Origin of the sequence: Borreliella sinica (assembly GCF_033969665.2) — a bacterium.
GTDB classification, from domain to species: Bacteria; Spirochaetota; Spirochaetia; order Borreliales; family Borreliaceae; genus Borreliella; species Borreliella sinica.
Genome location: NZ_CP135180.1, coordinates 736,425 through 756,037, shown reverse-complemented (window position 1 = coordinate 756,037; position 19,613 = coordinate 736,425). Strand labels below are relative to the sequence as shown.

Annotated in this window: 17 protein-coding genes; 9 read left to right on the top strand and 8 right to left on the bottom strand. The window is 28.4% G+C overall.

Annotation, left to right across the window (positions count from 1 at the left end):
- Window positions 1–3: 3 nt before the first annotated feature.
- The 3 genes from QIA41_RS03555 to fliD form a co-directional block, all read right to left on the bottom strand.
- Complete coding sequence (locus QIA41_RS03555) at window positions 4–1,122, bottom strand: glycine betaine/L-proline ABC transporter ATP-binding protein (RefSeq protein WP_320292646.1); 1,119 nt, start codon at window positions 1,120–1,122, stop codon at window positions 4–6.
- Between the two features lie 157 nt (window positions 1,123–1,279).
- Window positions 1,280–2,290, bottom strand: a complete 1,011-nt coding sequence (gene flaB / locus QIA41_RS03550; RefSeq protein WP_320292645.1) for a flagellin FlaB — start codon at window positions 2,288–2,290, stop codon at window positions 1,280–1,282.
- A 126-nt stretch (window positions 2,291–2,416) separates the two neighbouring features.
- Window positions 2,417–4,414 carry a flagellar filament capping protein FliD gene (gene fliD / locus QIA41_RS03545; protein WP_320292644.1) on the bottom strand — a complete coding sequence of 666 codons (1,998 nt, stop codon included), beginning with the start codon at window positions 4,412–4,414 and terminating at the stop codon, window positions 2,417–2,419.
- A gap of 171 nt (window positions 4,415–4,585) precedes the next feature.
- Between fliD and nagA the strand changes: the two genes are divergently transcribed.
- Window positions 4,586–5,791, top strand: coding sequence for an N-acetylglucosamine-6-phosphate deacetylase (gene nagA, locus QIA41_RS03540; protein ID WP_320292643.1), 1,206 nt, complete (start codon window positions 4,586–4,588; stop codon window positions 5,789–5,791).
- A gap of 27 nt (window positions 5,792–5,818) precedes the next feature.
- The gene (gene nagB / locus QIA41_RS03535) at window positions 5,819–6,625 is read left to right on the top strand and encodes a glucosamine-6-phosphate deaminase (RefSeq protein ID WP_320292642.1); all 807 of its coding nucleotides are present in this window, start codon (window positions 5,819–5,821) and stop codon (window positions 6,623–6,625) included.
- A gap of 63 nt (window positions 6,626–6,688) precedes the next feature.
- Here the strand turns inward: nagB and QIA41_RS03530 are convergent, their stop codons facing one another.
- Both QIA41_RS03530 and secA read right to left on the bottom strand, forming a co-directional pair.
- The gene (locus tag QIA41_RS03530) at window positions 6,689–7,300 is read right to left on the bottom strand and encodes a superoxide dismutase (RefSeq protein ID WP_320292641.1); all 612 of its coding nucleotides are present in this window, start codon (window positions 7,298–7,300) and stop codon (window positions 6,689–6,691) included.
- Between the two features lie 14 nt (window positions 7,301–7,314).
- Window positions 7,315–10,014 carry a preprotein translocase subunit SecA gene (secA, locus tag QIA41_RS03525; RefSeq protein WP_320292640.1) on the bottom strand — a complete coding sequence of 900 codons (2,700 nt, stop codon included), beginning with the start codon at window positions 10,012–10,014 and terminating at the stop codon, window positions 7,315–7,317.
- A gap of 69 nt (window positions 10,015–10,083) precedes the next feature.
- Here secA and QIA41_RS03520 point away from each other — a divergent pair, with 69 nt between their 5' ends.
- The 6 genes from QIA41_RS03520 (at window position 10,084) to alr (ending at window position 14,905) form a co-directional block, all read left to right on the top strand.
- Entirely contained in the window at window positions 10,084–11,220 is a 1,137-nt protein-coding gene (locus QIA41_RS03520; protein WP_320292639.1) for an LIC_12708 family protein, read from the top strand.
- Between the two features lie 44 nt (window positions 11,221–11,264).
- Window positions 11,265–11,693: a hypothetical protein gene (locus tag QIA41_RS03515; RefSeq protein ID WP_320292638.1), complete on the top strand. Its 429-nt coding sequence runs from the start codon at window positions 11,265–11,267 to the stop codon at window positions 11,691–11,693.
- Between the two features lie 3 nt (window positions 11,694–11,696).
- Entirely contained in the window at window positions 11,697–12,113 is a 417-nt protein-coding gene (locus tag QIA41_RS03510; RefSeq protein WP_320292637.1) for a hypothetical protein, read from the top strand.
- A 144-nt stretch (window positions 12,114–12,257) separates the two neighbouring features.
- Window positions 12,258–13,043, top strand: coding sequence for a S2/P23 family protein (locus QIA41_RS03505; RefSeq protein ID WP_320292636.1), 786 nt, complete (start codon window positions 12,258–12,260; stop codon window positions 13,041–13,043).
- Window positions 13,044–13,066: 23 nt separating this feature from the next.
- Entirely contained in the window at window positions 13,067–13,741 is a 675-nt protein-coding gene (locus QIA41_RS03500; RefSeq protein ID WP_320292635.1) for a BB0158 famile outer surface lipoprotein, read from the top strand.
- A gap of 45 nt (window positions 13,742–13,786) precedes the next feature.
- The gene (gene alr, locus QIA41_RS03495) at window positions 13,787–14,905 is read left to right on the top strand and encodes an alanine racemase (RefSeq protein ID WP_320292805.1); all 1,119 of its coding nucleotides are present in this window, start codon (window positions 13,787–13,789) and stop codon (window positions 14,903–14,905) included.
- On the opposite strand, the gene QIA41_RS03490 is transcribed toward alr, so the two are convergent.
- A complete protein-coding gene (locus QIA41_RS03490; RefSeq protein ID WP_320292634.1) occupies window positions 14,897–16,498 on the bottom strand; it encodes a hypothetical protein in 1,602 nt (533 codons plus the stop codon). The two genes, alr and QIA41_RS03490, sit on opposite strands and share 9 nt — an antisense overlap.
- Before the next feature lie 79 nt (window positions 16,499–16,577).
- Between QIA41_RS03490 and QIA41_RS03485 the strand changes: the two genes are divergently transcribed.
- Entirely contained in the window at window positions 16,578–16,745 is a 168-nt protein-coding gene (locus QIA41_RS03485) for a hypothetical protein (protein ID WP_110521921.1), read from the top strand.
- Between the two features lie 26 nt (window positions 16,746–16,771).
- Here the strand turns inward: QIA41_RS03485 and QIA41_RS03480 are convergent, their stop codons facing one another.
- On the bottom strand, window positions 16,772–18,520 hold the full coding sequence (locus QIA41_RS03480) for a hypothetical protein (protein WP_320292633.1): 1,749 nt from the start codon (window positions 18,518–18,520) through the stop codon (window positions 16,772–16,774).
- An 82-nt stretch (window positions 18,521–18,602) separates the two neighbouring features.
- Complete coding sequence (locus QIA41_RS03475) at window positions 18,603–19,586, bottom strand: calcium/sodium antiporter (protein ID WP_320292632.1); 984 nt, start codon at window positions 19,584–19,586, stop codon at window positions 18,603–18,605.
- Between the last annotated feature and the right edge of the window lie 27 nt (window positions 19,587–19,613).

Genomic DNA, 19,613 nt, shown 5'->3' with positions numbered 1-19,613 from the left:
TTCTCATCTTGACAATAAATCGGAAATTTCATTTAAATCAATATATCCGATAATAGTTTCCTTTTCTTTTATTATTAAATAATCTTGCTTATTCAAGTATTCAACAATTTTTTTTATCTCATCATTTAGCTCTAAATTCAAAGATACAAGATTGTCATATTTTTTATTAAGAACTTTATCATATAAACTGAAATTCTCGCCTTGATGTTTAATAATAACATTTAAATCATTATCACTACTAGAGTCTAAATCAAAATCATCTTTTAAAATATCTTTTATTTTTAAAATATTTAAAACAGGCAAATTTTTAATAAAATGGGATATAAAATCCGTACTAGGATTAGCTAAAATTTCTAAAGGTTTACCAACTTGAATGATTTTTCCATCCCTCATAAAAGCAATTCTATGTCCCAATTTAAAAGCTTCAATTAAATCGTGAGTAATAAATACAACTGTTTTTTTAAGCTTAGCCACTAGTCTCAAAAGTTCTTCCTGCATTTCTCCTTTAATTAATGGATCGAGCGCCGAAAAAGCTTCATCCATTAAAAGGATATCTGGATTAACCACCAATGCCCTTGCTATTCCAACTCTTTGCTTCATCCCTCCAGAAAGTTCATTAATATACTTATATTTTGAATCTTCAAGTCCAACAAGATTTAATACCTCAATAGCACGTTCTTCTCTAATCTTTTTAGGAATGTGTTTGACCTCAAGCCCATAAGTAACGTTTCTCAGCACATTCATATGAGGGAAAAGTCCAAAGTTTTGGAAAACCATAGCAAATTTATCTTTTCTTAAATTAGAAAGATCCTTGCGATTTATAGCATTCATTTCCATGTTATTCACCAAAATAGATCCTGAATCTATTTTATAAATACCATTTAAACATCTTACTAAAGTAGATTTTCCACAACCTGACATACCCATAATAACTAAAATTTCATTTTCATAAACATCAAGATTAATATTAGCATTTGCAATAAAAATAGAAGATTCTTTATAAATTTGCATTCTATCTTTACCATTTTCATAATCTTTTATAGCTTGACTTATCTGCTTTTTGTCAAAATAATAAGAAAATACTTTATAACAATCTTTAATTTTAACAGTAACCCTATCCAAAGCAAACTCCTAAATAAGCCTGGCCTGCATTATACTTTATAACACATCATTATAAATTATACTAAAATTATTAAATTTTTTACCGATTAGAAATAAAAAAACAAAAGATCCCTTAAAGGATCTTTTGTTAATAATTTGAACTAATTAAATTAAAATTTTACCTAAGCAATGACAAAACATATTGAGGAACTTGATTAGCTTGCGCAATCATTGCCATCGCAGACTGTGTTAAAATACTATTAGTTGTAGCAGCCACAACCTCATCTGTCATTGTAGCATCTTTTATTTGAGCATAAGATGCTTTTAGATTTTCAATAGCATATTCGGTACTATTTTTTATAGATTCAAGTCTATTTTGAAAAGCACCTAAATTTGATCTTTGATCGCTTACCATTCTAATAGCATTTTCTATTTTAGCAAGAGATGTATTAGCGTCAACTGTAGTTGTAACATTAACAGGAGAATTAACTCCACCTTGGGAAGGCGCTGTAGCAGGTGCTGGTTGTTGGGCTCCTTCTTGTTGAGCTCCTTCTTGAACAGGAGCAGCCTGAGTAGTTTGAGCTCCCTCACCAGCAAATAGATTTGCAACATTAGCTGCATAAATATTTACAGCAATAGCTTCATCTTGATTTGCTCCCACATGAACTCTTAAAGTCCAAGAAGCCTGGGATCCTGAAAGTGATGCGGGGGTGTTAATTTTTGCAGGTTGCATTCCAAGCTCTTCAGCTGTTCTTACATTTTGGGAAGCAGATTTATTTGATAGCATGTGCATTTGATTATATTGCGCTTGATCAGCAATTCTATTAATTTCGTCTGTAAGTTGCTCTATTTCAATTTGTATAGAACCTCTGTCTGAATCTGAATATGTGCCATTACCTGATTGAACTGCTAATTCTTTCATTCTTACTAAAACTTTTTCTACTTCATTCAAATTTCCTTCTGTTGTCTGAATAAAATTGATAGCCTTTGAAGTGTTTCTAGAAGCTTGTGATAATCCTCTTATTTGAGCATTAATCTTCCCAGAAACTGCCATACCAGCAGCATCATCAGAAGCTCTATTAATTCTGTGCCCACTAGAAAGCTTCTCTTGAGTTTTACTAAGATTAGCAGCATTAATACCATTATTTCTTGAAGCATTAATAGCCGATGTATTATGATTTATAATCATATATCATTCCTCCATGATAAAATTTAATTCTTTGTTTTTGGCAAATCCTTTTGCCTGTTAAAAAGAATAGCACAAAAAATTAAAAAAAAGAAATTTGAATAGTTATGACATTAAAAATAATTACTATTATCTATTTCTTTGATTAAAATCAAAAGCCTTTAATGTATTTTCCTGATCTTTCATGCGCTTAATAGTAAAATCTAGAGTATTAAGCTCGCCTTCTACTTTTCTCTCTCTATCATCGTATTTCTTTTTATAATCTTCAACTTTATTTTTTTGATTAACAATTTTCAAGTCGTAATTTTTTATTTTATTATAAATAACACCCCCAGAAGTCACAAGAGGCGATAAACAATCTCCTAGCATTTTGGCAATTCCATTATCATATACTCTGTCACCATTAAGGTCAAATAAAAAAAGTTCCCTAACATTATCAATGTTGTTGCGAATTGATTCATCAAACTTTTTCTCATCAAGTCTTAAATATCTAGAAAGTCCACCAGAAGAAGAAATAGAGCTAGTAAACACCCCTATCTGATTAATTATCGAAAAATTAGGATCATTGGTAACATAGGGCTTAAAAATTATCGACTCTAATCTGGATTTAAGATTTTTCAATAAAAATTCAGACCTTAGAATACCCAAATTTTTATAAGCCTCTTCTTTTTGAGACTCACTAAGATAAGTTAACTCTTCAACTATATTAGACTTTTGATTACTAAGTTGAGATTCATTGGAACTTACAATATTAATCTCCGCAAGGACCTCATTATAAGCACCAATAAAATCTAAAAGAACTCTCTTAATCCCCTCATAATCGGGTTCAACTTTGGCCTCAACCATGTCGCTTGAAGCTTTTTTTAAACTTAATGTCACATTTGGAACTAAATCATTAATAACATTTGAATCTCTCTCAACATCTACTCCGTCAAATTTAATTTTTGCATTCTCAGCAAAACTTTTGGCATTTATTGGCAAATAACCATCTCTATTTTTTGGATCAAAAACTTCAACATTTCTAATCACAATTACTGCATTATTTGCTTTATTTTCAATATTTATTTCTTCTAGACTAGAAAGAGCCCCAACATCAACTTCAACTTCTTCGAAGTTATTTGAAATATTTATTGGAGAAAGCTCCAGAGAACCCTCCTTGCTACATATTTTAACCATATTCATTTGAATATATTTTTTTTCTAACGGCGGTTTTAAATCAGATCCAAGATCAACTACACTATCTTCACTGTCAACTTTTGCGTCCTTAAATGTGGCTTCTCCGGGATTAAAAATAATCTTACTATCAGACTCTTCTAAACCTGTATCAAAATACTTAATTTCAAACTTAATTTTACTCCTAGATGTAATTTCAATATCTTCAGGAATCTCAATTGATGCCTCCGAAAGAGGATTTAAAACAAGGCTATTATTCTCAAAAAAAAGTCTATTATTACTACTAGATTGATTTACAGCAATATCTGAAAGGATAGGATTAAAATTAGTTTTCAACTCGCTTAAAAGACCAATTTGCTTGGCAAAAGACAATCCTTCTCCCTTGATGACAAGTTTATTTTCTTTGCCTTCCTTTAAAGATTGCAAAATAAAACGACTATTTCCATTTTTATCACTTTTTACTATTTTTGCAGATAAAAATCCTTTTCCCTTACTATTAATATCGTTAACGAGCAAATCAATGTTGCCATTACTTTTTACATTAATTTCTTTCTTGCCAACTAAAAATATATAATCTCCTTCTGGAATTGTAACTTTTTTAGGATCAAAATTTGAAGACAAAAATACATCCGCGGACGCTATTTGATCAACAATTAATTTATGAGTCTCATTCTTAGACCCATATCGAGTAGATAAAGTTAAAATTTCACTATTACTAGAATTTCCTGACATTAGATTAAAAGGGCTGTTAAGTGATGTAATTTCTTTTGCAAGAGAATTTAAAGTAGAGATTTTTCTATTAACTAACTGCCAAGCACTTTTTTCTTGCTCTAAAGATTCAAGCTTCTTAGAAGAAGAATCGATTTTGGCTTTATCGGGCTTAAGCATGGATTCACGAATTTCTTTAGTATTATATTTACTCTCAAGTCCAGGAACAAAAAATCCTGATGCCATAATAATGTCCTTTTTGCAGTACATTATATCATTAATAAAATTGAAAATAAAATATAATAAATAAATTTAAAAAAATAAAATTTTAAACATTCAAACGCTTTAAAATAAAAAAGCATAAACATTAAAAAAAGATTAATGTTTATAGTAAAATAAATTAAAAGGAATATGAAAATGCCAAATTTTTGTTTATTCAACTCAAAATCCGTTTTAACTGGAAATGACAAACTGGATAATTCAGCGGTCCTAATTAAAGATAATAAAATTTTTGATATTGTAACATCTGATAGACTTAAAAAAATAGATCTCGAAGGATATCAAATGATTGATACAAAAGGTAATTATATAACTCCCGGACTTTACGACAATCATATTCATGGATTTCACGGTCATGGAACAGATCAGTGTTCAACAGAATCAATACTTAAAATGTCAGAACATCTAGCTCAATATGGTGTAGTAGGATTTTTACCAACTCTTTATCCCAGACCAATAGATGAAATGATCCAAACAATAAAAGCTTGTACAGCAGCAATTGGCAAAGAAAAAGGAGCTAAAATTCTAGGACTTCACCTTGAAGGGCCATTTTTTTCTCCTGAAAAAAGAGGGGCACACCCTGTTTCCTATCTTCATGAACCTAGCGTTAAAATTATGCAAAAACTAATAGATGCAGCCGGTGGGGTATTTACAGAGTCAAACGGTAGAAAAAAAACACACATAAGCACAATGACTGTTGCTCCTGAGCTTAAAGGTATGAGAGAACTCGCAATGTTTTGCCTTGAAAACAATATAAACCTTCAAGCAGGACATACAAACGCAAAATATGAAAATATGATTGAAGGGTTTCAAGTTGGGATACTTCACACAACCCATTTTTTCAATGCAATGTCAAAACTTGATCACAGAAATCCAAATGCAATAGGAGCGGTATTAATACATGGCGATGTTTCTTGTGAAATTATTGCAGATGGTCATCATATACATCCAAAATTAGTTTTAATGCTTAGAAAACTTAAGGATATAAGCAAAATAGTGCTTGTAACTGACGGACTTACTCCAAATCTTCAAACTTCTGGAAAACTAATTGCAAACGGAGATGAAGTTTATATTGCAGAAGATGGATTGTTCCACAGCGTGAAAAGCAACACAATAGCTGGATCAACACTTACAATGATACAAGGGCTTAAAAATTTAGTAGAATTCGGCTACAGTTTAAGTGACGCTGTTCAAGCAAGTTCCTACAATCCAACAAGAATTCTAAATATTGATAAAAAGGGGTTAATATGTCATGGTTATGATGCAAACATCAATGTTTTAGATAAAGATTTCAACCTAAAGTTAACAATGATAGAATCTAAAATAATCTTTAACAATCTATAAACTTTAACCCATTTTAAGGAGATCTCAATGAGACTAATAATAAGACCTACATATAAAGACATATCAAAGTGGGCAGCTAATCATGTAGCACAAAAAATTAAAGAATTTTCTCCAACCAAAAAAGCCCCATTTATTCTGGGACTTCCAACAGGAAGCTCTCCAATCGGTATGTACAAAAATTTAATCGAATTATATAAAAGTGAAAAAATTTCATTTCAAAATGTTATAACTTTTAACATGGACGAATATATAGGAATTGAAAAAAGCCATCCTGAGAGTTACCATTCATTTATGTGGAAAAATTTTTTCTCTCATATTGATATTAAAAAAGAAAACATAAATATACTAAACGGAAATGCTTTAAATCTCAAAAAAGAATGTGAGGAGTACGAAAAAAAAATCAAATCTTTGGGAGGAATCATGCTTTTTGTAGGTGGAATTGGACCTGATGGTCACATTGCTTTTAACGAGCCGGGCTCCTCATTAACATCAAGAACAAGAATTAAAACTTTAACCCAAGATACAATCATTGCCAATTCAAGATTTTTTGAAGGCAATCTAAACAAAGTTCCCAAAAGCGCCCTAACTGTTGGAATTGGAACAATTATGGACTCGCAAGAAGTTTTAATAATAGTAAATGGGCATAACAAGGCAAGAGCATTAAAACACGCTATTGAAAAAGGGGTTAATCATATGTGGACAATTAGCACACTTCAATTACATAAAAATGCAATCATAGTATCCGACAAAAATGCAACCTATGAATTAAAAGTCGGAACAGTAGAATACTTTAACGACATAGAAAGAGAAAACTTTAATAATGACTTAAAATAAAGTAATTAACATTTTAGAATAAAATGTTAATTCCAAAATTAAAAAATCTTTATGAAATATAAACTAACTGCTAGCTTCATTGTAAATTTTTGAAACTTCTTCCCAATTTAAAGCCTTTAAAAATGCATCTACATATTCAATTCTTCTATTTTGATATTTAAGATAATAGGCATGCTCCCAAACATCAATACCCAAAATTGGCTTATAAGAATTCATTATAGGACTGTCCTGATTAGGCATTGAAATCACTTTAAGACCACTATCAGGACACAATACTAACCATGCCCAACCACTTCCAAAAATTTTCATCGCAGTATCTTTTAAGCTAGAATTAAGAACATCTAGACTTCCAAAAGCTGCATTAACATCATTTTTAAACTTTTCTAAAAGATTACTCTTGTTTCCTGGTTTTAAAGTTCTAAAATACAAAGTATGATTCGAATAACCTCCAGCATTATTTCTTATTGGAGTTTGAAATTCACCTGGAAAATCATTAATATTTTTTAATATATTTGACACGTCTTTTATATGACTTTTTCCCATTTTTTCAAAAATAGAATTTAAATTTATTACAAAACTATTATGATGCTTACTATGATGAATTTCCATAGTTTTAGCATCAATATAAGGCTCAACAGCATCATAATTATAACCAAGTTCTGGCAGTTTAAACATAAAAACCTCCTGTTCTAACTTTTGCCATGACAATTTTTATATTTTTTCCCACTTCCACAATAACAAGGCTCATTTCTACCTATCTTAGGAGAACTTCTAATCACTTGAACATTAGAAACACTTTTACTTTCATTAATAGAAATTCCCGAAAGTTCTTTATGAATTGAATTAACATTTTTAGACTTCCTTACTGATTTAAAATCAGAAGTATTATTATCCAATTTTAACTGCAGAACACGCCTTATGGTAGCAACTTTAATGTCTTTAATAAGCTCACTAAATATAAAAAACCCCTCTTCTTTGTACTCTGTAATTGGATTTTTATTAGCATAAGACCTTAAATAAACAGCCTCTCTTAAAGAGTCCAAATTTGCAAGATGCTCTTGAAATTTAAAATCAATATTTTTCAAATATTCATATCTTAAAAATCCATTAAAAAGATCTTTACCGATCAAATTTTCCTTTTCATCTAAATTTGCCTTTGCTATTTGCATTAACTTAGCCTTTAAATCAAGAGAATTAATACTTTCAATAGAACCAAGACTCTCAAGCATATAAGCAAAAATTAAATTTATTTCATTTAAAAAAATATTTGAAACTATGCTACTTTTTGACCCATCAAGTAAAAAATCAAGATATTCTTCTAAAGCAACAAGAATACGATCCTTAATCGCTGTATCCTCAAGAATAGAATTTCTCTGTGCATAAATAAAATCTCTTTGATTCGTAATAACATCGTCGTACTCTAGTAAATGTTTCCTAATTTCAAAATTTCTGTCTTCTACTCTTTTTTGAGCATTGATCAAAGATTTGGTTAAAAGAGCATGTGTAATGGGCTCTCCCGTCGCCATTCCGAGCTTACCCATTAATGACCTCAGGTTGTCTCCAGCAAAAAGACGCATTAAATCGTCCTCAAGCGACACATAAAATCTTGAACGCCCAGGATCACCTTGTCTTCCGCTACGCCCGCGAAGCTGATTATCTATTCGTCTTGATTCGTGACGTTCACTACCAATAACATAAAGTCCACCAAGACTTTTAACCTCATTATAGTCTTTTAGGTAATTTTCTCTTTCATTTTTAACAGCTTCTTGAAATTCTTCAAGGCTTACATTAGTACCAATTTTTTTTCTAACCCTGTGCTCAATATTGCCTCCAAGCTTAATATCTGTACCACGACCAGCCATGTTTGTGGCTATTGTAACAGCATATTTTGCTCCAGCTTCAGCAATAATAAATGCCTCTCGAGAATGATTTTTTGCATTAAGAACTTCATGCTTAATTCCTCTATTTTTAAACATAGCTGATAAAATCTCAGATTTTTCAATAGAAACGGTTCCCACTAAAACCGGTTGCCCCTTCTTGTAAGTTTTATAAACCTCGTCTGTAATCGCATTAAACTTAAATTCTTCCGTATAATAAATAGTATCGTCCTCATCTATTCGTGCTAACAACCTATTTGTTGGAACTACAACTACATCAAGATTATATATTTTATGAAATTCTTTAGCCTCAGTATCAGCTGTACCTGTCATACCAGAAATTTTATCAAACATTCTAAACAGATTCTGGAAAGTAATAGTTGCCATGGTCTTATTTTCATTAGCAACTCTAACTCCTTCTTTAGCCTCAATAGCTTGATGAAGTCCATCAGAATACCTTCGCCCTGTTAAAACTCGACCGGTAAATTCATCTACAATCTCAACACCGGAATCACCAACAATATATTCTCTATTTTTTAAAAAAAGTAAATGTGCTTTCAAGGCTTGAGTCATATAATGAACATAATTAAAATTTGAATCGGTATACATAGACCCAGTAATAATGCCCTTAGAAACTAAAAGCTGTTCAAGATTATTAAGCCCTTTAGCAGTAAAAGAAATTCTTTTGCCTTTTTCATCAACAGTATAATCGCCATCAAGATCGTCTATTTCTAAAGGATAATCTCCTGTTTTAGGATCCTTAGCACACTCTTTTAAAAAAGATACAAGAGAATTAACCTCAAGATAAGCATTGGTATTGCCCTCAGTAGGCCCTGAAATAATTAAAGGGGTTCTTGCCTCATCAATTAAAATAGAATCAATCTCATCAATAATACAATAATTGAACTTTCTTAAAGATTTTTCACTCAAGTCATAACGCATATTATCTCTTAAGTAATCAAATCCAAGTTCATTATTTGTAACATAAGTAATATCTTTGGCATATTGAGCTTTTCTTAACTCATAATCCATATTAGATAGAACAACTCCAACACTAACACCTAAAAGATCAAAAACCGGTTTCATCCAATTAGAATCACGCTCCGCAAGATAGTCATTAACAGTAACAATAATAACTCCATCTCCTGTCAAGCTATTCAAATAAGCCGCTTGAACTGAGGAGAGAGTTTTTCCTTCTCCTGTTTTCATCTCTATTATTTTGCCTTTGTGAAGAGCAAGTCCTGCAATAATTTGCACATCATAAGGCCTTTCTTTAAGACGTCTTCTAGCAGCTTCTCTAGATAGAGTAAAAGCCCGCTCTAAAACATTCTCTAAAGAATTGCCAGATTTTAATTCATCTTTAAGTTTTTCCGTCTCTTTTGAAAAATCTTCATCTGCTAACAATAACGCCCAACGCTCAAGCTTATTAATATTTCTTAGAGTTGGAAGATAATCTTTTAAATCTCTTTTGCTTTTTGAGCCAATAGTTGTCTCAAGTATTGCTTTTAACATGTTAGGTACTAATTCTCCTAAATAATTGACTTAAAGTCATTTTTCATTTTAAATGATAATATAAAAAATATGAAAAAACACTGTAAAATTTTTACATTAAGCTTACTTTTCGCAATTATATCATGTAACATGAAAACTTTAAACGAACTAGGAGAAGAACAATTTAAAATACCATTCGGAACACTTCCCGGTGCAGTAATGCCTTTGGATAATAAATTTACAAATTCAAAATTTGATATTAAAACATATAATGGGCTAGTATACATTGCAGAAATAAAAACAAATAAACTAATGATTTTCAACTCATACGGAAAACTAATACAAACCTATCAAAATGGGATATTTGAAACAAACCCCGATTTAAAAATAAAAAAAATAGAATTTGAAGGAATTCAAGCAATATATCCACTAAAAGATTACATTATTGTCACAGACAAACTAAATAATAAAAAAGTAACATTTGATCAAAAAGAAAATATCGCCTACTTTATGAGAATACTAATACTAAACAAAAACTCATCTGTGGGAATTTTGGGTCAAGAAGGTTTAAACAGCACTCCATTTCCACAAATTTACGATGTTAACATTGATGAAAATGGCAACATTGCGGTGATATCAATATATAGCGAAGGCTATATAATATATTCTTATAATCAAGAATTTTCCCCACTTTATAAAATTTACGTAAATAAAAACTTACTAAAAACAATAGACACTCAAAATAAAAAATATAATATTACAATAGACAAGGTTTTCTTTGAGGTTAACAAAAAAATTCTTTATGTAAAAATCACTTACTATGAAAACATTAAGGATAATGAAAATATAAACGATCTTGGGATTAAAATTAAAGATCAATATATATATAAAATGAGTTTAAAAAAAAATAAAGAATTAAAATTAATAAGTAAAATCGCTCTTCCTAAAAATTTACTAGATGATAAACAAGAAAGCTTTATTAACATTATAAAAATACAAAAAGATAAAATAATAGCATCTACTAACATGAAAAATTTATCTAACAATATAATATGGAAATTAGACAACAATGGATTGATTAAAGAGCAAATAGCTTTAATAGAGCCTCCAAATTTAACATTTCTATCTGAAAGTTTATCTAAAGATGGAATACTTAGCATACTTTATGGTGGAAAAACAGGTGTTAGTGTTTACTGGTGGAATTTAAACACCCTATTAAAATTATAAAATTATAATTTTATAATTTTAATAGGGTTAAATTTTTAAATCCAATGAAAAAGATTAATTGCAATCAACAACTAGAAATTGAATACCAAGAAAAACTAAAAAAACACATCATTATTGGAATAATCTTTGTTATAATTCTTTTATTTTTTAAAATTTTACTAATTCCCAGAATTCAAAATCTCGAAAATAATAAAAACAATATCAAAATGACAATAAGTTATCAACAAGACAAAAGCAAATTATCGCTAAAAATAAACATAAAAACAAAAAAACCCTCTGACTTGGGAAAAGCTAAGCTAGATATTTATTTAGACAATAAATTAATTGAAAGCAACATGCTTTATATAGGCAACAAAAACTTTACAACATATGCTAATATAATCTATCAAAATGAAAGTTTATTAAGTATAATACTAAAGAGTAATGGTAATAGTAATGCTTTTTATAGTAAAAGAATAAAACCTAGGGGATAAAATATGATGCAAATATACTTCATGTCTGTTTTGCTTAACATTTTGGGAGGAATAATACTTGCATTCCCAATATTAATAGAAAAAATAAAATTTTTAAAAATTTTTGAAGATTTTGTGAATTTAATAAACGATAATAAAAGGGTAAAAAGTATTTTTGGATTATTATTTTTAATAACTAGTACCCTTGAAATAATTAAGCCCTACAAATTACCAATAATTGGAAATTTGATCCCAGCTATAAGTTTGTTTTTAATTGGATTTATCTTGTTTTTAAAACAAAAATTACCTACAGAAGTTCAAAACAATGAAAAATATGGAAAATTTCAATCAATACTTGAAAATAATCGACAATTAATTGGCATTATATCAATTATTATAGGAATAATTCATTTTTTAGCAGCAGAAGTGCCTTTGTTGTAAGATTAAAAATAAAAATACAATTTTTAAAGAATAAAATTTTTAAAAAGCAACTTGACTTTCGCATAAGCATTTTATATTATAGCTTAATGCAATTTTAATTGCTGATCAATAAAAGGTATAAAGGGTATAAAGGGGAAAGATATAATGATATTTAAAACATATAAAAGATTGAAGTTAGTAATAATAATGCTTATGTTAATGACAAGTTGCGCTTTTTTTAAAAAACCACAATCTGTACAGCAAGACAGCAAAACTGGAAAACCAATAAGTAATGAAACTTTTTTAAAAAAACCACAATCCGTACAGCAAGACAGCAAAACTGGAAAACCAATAAGCGATGAAAAATTACATTTAATATCGGGCAAAATTTTAAATAAAAAATTGCCAATCATAAATAGCAATCATGACGTAACTTGGATAAAAACAAGGGCAATGACAATCTTAGATGAAAATGGACAAGCAATCCCAGAATTCAAAAACAAATTTGGATATTCTTATATACTATCTCCTATAAAATTGGACACTGAATATAGTAGTCTCACATCACTATTAATACTTTTTGAAACAACTAAAAATGGAGACAAAGAATATGAAATTGAGGATATTAAATTAATAACAGCCGGTTCCAATCTAGATCTTAAAGATTCTATTCTAGCTGTTGAAAATTCACAAGAAGAAGGATATGTTACTGCATACCCATTTGGAATATTGATGAGCGACGAACTTAAAAATGCTTTTAAATTAACATATCAAAATGGTCATTGGAATTATATGCTTGCAAATTTAACCGTCAAAAACAAGCTTACTCAAAAAACTAAAATTTATAAAATTTCTCTTAATTCAAAATTAATTATTGATTTTTTAAAAGAAGTACTAAAAGAAAATTCTATCTTAAAAGACACAAATGGAGACCTATTTGAAGATATGTGAATATAAACAAAAGGAAATATTTCATGAGCCTTAAAAAGTTTATTCTAACTGCGACAATTCTTTTTCTATCTAAAAATGTTTTTTCTAACAACGAAATTAATGTCTTTGAAAATAGCAACTTCATTGTAAAAGAAAATATAAAAACAGAAATTAAAAAACTGAAACAAAATTTTTTACTTACATCTGTTGATATTGCCATTAGCCAACCTTACATGGAATTAGTAAATTTGAATGGAGAGCCAATAAAAGAACTTGCTGGAATTAGCTATTCATTTATAAATATATTTTCAAAAATTGGATTTTCTGCTATCATTTCGTTTGACCTATCAAACGAAGCTTCTGAGAAATACAAAATCACAAAATTAGAATTTTTAAGTCCAGATAAAGGAAATTTTATTGGTTATATAAACAGCCTCGTCAGCGGAAAGCAGCAATCAAAAAAAGAACTCGCAAAAGACGCTTATTCATTTGGCACATTAAGAACTGAATCTCTTTCAAAAACAATTGCAGAATATTACAAGAATAATAACTGGTATTATATTTTGGCAACATTAACAGTAGAAAACAATATAAACAAAGAAACTAAAAAATATGAAATTAGAATTAACCCTAAGATATATAATGATTTCCAAAAAAATTTAAGACTACATTTTAAAGGCAACCAAGTAAAAAGATTTCCAATACCCGTTATAGATTAAATCTAAAATTGATAAAAAAGATTCTCACTTCTCTAAGAAAGTTAAATATATAATAATAAAACAATGAGCAGTAACAAAACAATAATAATAAATTTAAATAATTTAGAGCATAACTTAAATTTAATTAAAAATAAAATTGGTGAAAAAGAAATAGTGGCTACTCTAAAAGCTGACGCGTATGGTCACGGACTTGTAAATATCTTTAAATTTTTTAAAGCAAAAAAAATAAATTATTTTGGACTTTCTAGCATTGAAGACGCTAAAACACTTAAAAAAATTGATAAAAATGTAAAAATATTGATGTATATTAAAGTGGACAAAAAAGAAATTAAAAATTTGATTAAATTTGAATTATTACCATTTGTTGCTGATTTTGAATATCTATTTTTGATAGAGAAAGAATGTGCATTGCAAAAAAAGAAAATAAAAGTTCACTTAAAAATTGATGTCGGTATGAACAGATATGGAATAAAAATAGATAGTGCTCTTGAAATAGCCACATACATTCAAAATTCAAAATTTCTAGAGCTAGAGGGAATTTGTTCACATCTTCCAACAATAGAAAGTTTCAAAACTACCCAAAAACAAATAGATCAATTCCTATTTTTTTTAGAAACGCTTAAACAAAAAAATATAAATCCAAAATTTGTCCATATCTCTAATTCGGGACACATTGTCAACTACAAACTAAACCCACAATTCAATATGGTAAGACCTGGCCTTATTCTTTATGGCTATTATCCAACACTAAAACCAAAAAACCCTACCCTAAATTTTAAACCGGTATTGAATTTATTTTCAAAAGTAATATTTATCAAAAATGTAAAAAAGGGAGAAAAAATTTCATATTCAGGCTTATTTCAAGCTAAAGAGGACATGAGAATAGGAATTATTCCAATCGGATATTTTGATGGGATACCCCAAAATATAAATAATAATTTTTATTTTTTAATAAACAATAAAAAGTGTAAAATAAGGGGAAAAGTTTGCATGAATCTAACAATAGTAGAAATTCCCAAAAACTTAAAAGTCAAAACAGGTTCAAAGGTAGAAATTGTATCAGAAAAATTAAGTATAGATGAAATGGGTAAATTTTCTAAACGAAGCAATTATGAATTATTATGTAATATAGGAAAATATGAGAACAGAAAATACTTATATTAAATTCCCTAAAGAATCAAATTTTTGGAAATCTATTAAATTGCCTCTAGCATCATAAATCCACTTATAAATTGAGAATCCTCCAACGTCATCTCTTAATCTTAAATCCGGACCATGATTTGACTGCTTTGATATTTTTCCAAATTTGTTATATTCATATTTATAAACGCTAACTCCATGAATATCATCTTGTAATTGACCTAAGCTGCCAAAATTTTTTTGAGAAATAAGCCTATTTTGTTTATCATATTCATATAAATATTCAAAAACAAAATTACAATCAGCAACCAAAGCTCCATCCTTGGAATAATTTTTTTTTGAAATCATATTACCATTAGAATCGTAACTAAACTTATACTTTGAAATTCCTTCAAAATCATCTATTGGATTAACAAAATCTCCGCCAAAATGTTCTTGAGCGATCAAAAATCCTTCTTTGTCGTAAGAGTATCTGTAAATCATCACACCTTTAACATCGGCTATTAAATTAAAATTTTTATCAAAGAAAATATTTTCTATTAGATAAAATTTGTCATCATACTTATAACTATAAATAGCAATGCCTTTAAAATTATCCATTATTTCATACTTTTCCTCATAAACAGTCGGAACATCCCTATTATAGTTTTTATTAATTTTATTACTATAGTTTATTATTCTTTTTTCATTATTTTGGATATAAAAAATAGTCTTCTTCATAGCATAGCCATTTTGACTGATAGTTAAATTATTATTATTGTCATAATTATATTCTTTGTAATAACAATCTTTATCCTTAAAGCAATATTCATAACGGTAGATTGCTACATTATTTTCATCAGGAGTCAAGTTGTTATCAATATCATAATTTAAAATCTCAATAACTTTTCCATCAACATCATAATGATATATTTTAGTAGCTACAGAAAATGGATTTGAAGTAATGTAAGCTGATTTATCAAGGTATTCTTCTTTAATAAGATTATGATTAGCATCATAAGTTAATCTAAACCCACAAGTACCATTTTTTGATTTTACAATATAGCCATTTTCATCGTAATAAAAAACCGTTTTAACAAATTTAGAATGATCATAACTAATCTTTGTAAAATACACATCATTTGAATCTTTAATTTGAATTCCTGATTCATTAAATCTGTAAACACTAAACTCTTTCTCATTGTCATATAAAAAATGATAATAAGAAACATTATATCTATCCCTAACCATTTCATTAGATCTGTTATAATTAAAAATATTTTTAATCCTACCATCACCCATATACTCTATATGTTCAATGTAAACGCCATTATTATTTTTAAAAGCAAGTCCCCCATTTAGGAATATGCGTCTTTCACTGCGCTTAGATCTTTCTATTTTAATTTGATTTGCATTAAAAAAAGAAGGCATTAAAATGCTAAGCTTGCCAATATACTCAACTAAAATAAGATTATTATTACGATCATAAGTAAATTTATATCCATACACTTCCTCAGACTCTTCTTTTGTAATCTCATATTTACCCACTATGCTATAATTAGCGGAATAATCTGCAAACCTATAGTAAACTTCTTTTGAAAAAAGAGAAGCACTTATAAAAAACATTATAAATAACATTAATAAATTCCTTGATAAATCAACCTTATTTTGATAAATTTTATTATACAATAAATCTATCTAAAAGGAGCTTTAAAATATGGCAAAAATTTCTAAAAACGCTCAAAGAGTGGGCTCAAAAGAACTAATAAGTCGATGGGGCGGAAAAATTGTAATGAAATCAAAATTTGAAAATGGAAAAATAAAGCATTATGCAGAATGCCAAACTTCCAAAAATACAGCAAGAAAGCCAAGGGATTTATTTTAACAAATAAATCCACTCATTTATAAACGCTATTTTTTTTGTATTCTATCACCAAACTTAACCCAAGCTTCATCTTGCTCTTGTTTTGTATAATTTTTATTTACTGCTTGCTTAGGCGTTACACCTTTTTTGGGAAAAGAATTTCTAACTTGAGCTTTTATTTCTTCTCTTTGTCTTCTAATTTTTTCCAATTGTCTTTTAACTCTTTCGTTTGAATCAAAAAGACCACTTCCACTTTTATTCAAACCAACCCTAAAATCCAATCTGGACAACGCCTCCTTATAGCTTTGATGCTTGCCTGTCAAAAACAAAACAATTCTTTTAAGCAAACTTAAATCTTTATAAGCAGCATTTAAAAGCGAATACAAATCAAGTTTATATATTTTATATAAAGGCAATAGCTCGTTACTATTCTTAAAATATTTGGCTGCTTCAACTTTAATCAAATCCTTAAGATGGGCTTGAACACCTTGTGTTTTGTAAACTCTTCTGTAATGAGAAACAATAAGGTCGAGAAATTTGACTTTATTTTTTAAGCAATACTCATTCATAATATATCTAGATACTAATTTATTAATAACTTCTTCTAATCCTTCTTCTGTAAAAATAGAAGAAGGGTCATCCCCAAAGCTAAGAATTTTAAATATACTAGTCCTTAATTCATTATTAAGAAATTGCAAAACCTTTTCATATTCTTCTAAAAAAACCTCATATGCAAAAGGTTTGTACAAATAAAAATTTTCCTTTACTTGAAATATTTTTGGCAAAATATCATGAATTTTGGATTCAAAAAAGTACATATTAGCAATTAACAAAAAATTTTCAGGATCACTTAAGCCTTCAGAATAAACCTTTAGAATGCTGGAAAACTCTTTCGTATCAATTGAACCTTTTTTAAATTCCAAAGTCTTCTCAATTGCTTTTAAAGATTCATCAATTTTAATAGCTTCTACTGCCTTGAGCTCTTCTAAGTCTTTTTCATTTTTAATAAAAAGATTAAGAAAATTCAAAAAAACAAAATGATTTTTTGAAAAAGTGATTCCTTTTTTACCAAGAATTTCATCTTTAATTTCAATCATGCCAGAGAGAATCTTGGAAATAGCACTAATAATATTCTTACCCTCTTCCAAAGCTCTCTCATAATCACCAAGCTTTAATCCTTTTACTCTAACGAAAACATCTTTTACAACATTATTAGAAGCAATATTGAAAAATATTTTTTTAACAAACTCAACAAAATATAAAGCCCTGCTCGATGGAATTATCAATGATTTCCAAACCAATATTTCTTTCAATTGCGATTTTGTTTCAAAAAACTTGTAGTTAATATCTAAATCTGTAATAGTTACAAATTTATTCTGAAAAACTAAAAACCTAGATTCTATATTCTTAACAGTAAGTAAAGAACTAAAAAGCTCTATTCCTATATAAGTCTTCAAAAATAAATCATCAATAGAATAATAATAAAAATCATAACTGGCTTCATCGGTCAAAATTATGCTATCTGGTAAAAATTCTCCATTCGTTGCTATTTTATTAGTAACTATTCCCCTTTTAACTTCATAAAGTTTACGAAATAAAAAATCAAGTTCCCCTTTCAAACCTCGTATTTTTACAGAATGCTCTTCCACAAAAGAAGAATAATCTACAGCATTCTTTTTGTAAGACAGAATAATTTTCAAGATTGATTTTTGGGTATCAGAAGATATTCCTAACTGAGAAATCAAAATATCTATTTCTTTGCTACTCATATAAAAAATTTCTGGTAATTTTTTCATATTGTTCCTTATATTACACTAAAATAATAAACCATATTATACTAAAAATAATTAACAAGCTAAAATTAAGCTCATACGATCACTAAAGGTTAAATAACATTAAGTTATATAAAATATATAAAAGCAAAAAAATTAAAGAAATACCCCTGCTAAAAACTCCTTTAAATTTAACAACTAAGAATAAAACTAGAGTTATAAACACCATTATACTAAAATCTAAAATATAAATATCTTGCAATAATATAGGCCTGAAAAAACTACTGCTAGCTAAAATAAACCCGATATTAAAAATATTGCTACCAATAATGTTTCCAAATGCAATATCTGACTCTTTTCTAATTATTGCAAAAAGAGATACAACAAGCTCGGGAACACTTGTCCCAAAAGCTACAACTATAATTCCAATTAACTTTTCACTGACATTAAAAACATTATTAGCAATATAAAGAGCCCCATCCACCAATAATTTCGATCCCAAATAAAGAAAATACATGCTAATAAAAAAGCTTAACGCATTAAAAAATATAAAATTTAAATTCTGATTTAAATTGTTTACACCTTCTTGAAAAGAATTTTCCAAACTAAAATGCGCTTTTTCTTCTTTATAAAAGAATAAGAGATAAGATAAAAACAAAATTAAAATACTCAATGAGCTTAAACGATTATAAGGAGTTGTAAAAAAAGAATAAGATCTAAAATCAAATGAAAGCAACAAAAGGAGAAACATTAATAAAAATAGAAACATAAAAGAAAGCTTGAGTCTTTTAAAATCTGCTTTAATCCTTAAAAAAAATCCTGCCAAAGGCAGAGCAAGTAACATATTAATAATATTGCTACCAATAACATTAGAAACAACAATTTCGTTTTTACCTTTAAAAGCCGCCACTAGACTTGTAAAAAGCTCTGGGGCACTTGTTGAAAAAGATACTATTGTAACCCCTATTAAAAGGGTTGGAACTTTCAAATAAGTAGCAATACTAACTGAACTTTTTAAAAGTAAATTGCCTCCAAGATACAATAAAAATATACCAAATCCTACATAAAAAAATTGAATTAAATGTTCCAAATAAATCTCCTTTACAAGAAACAATAA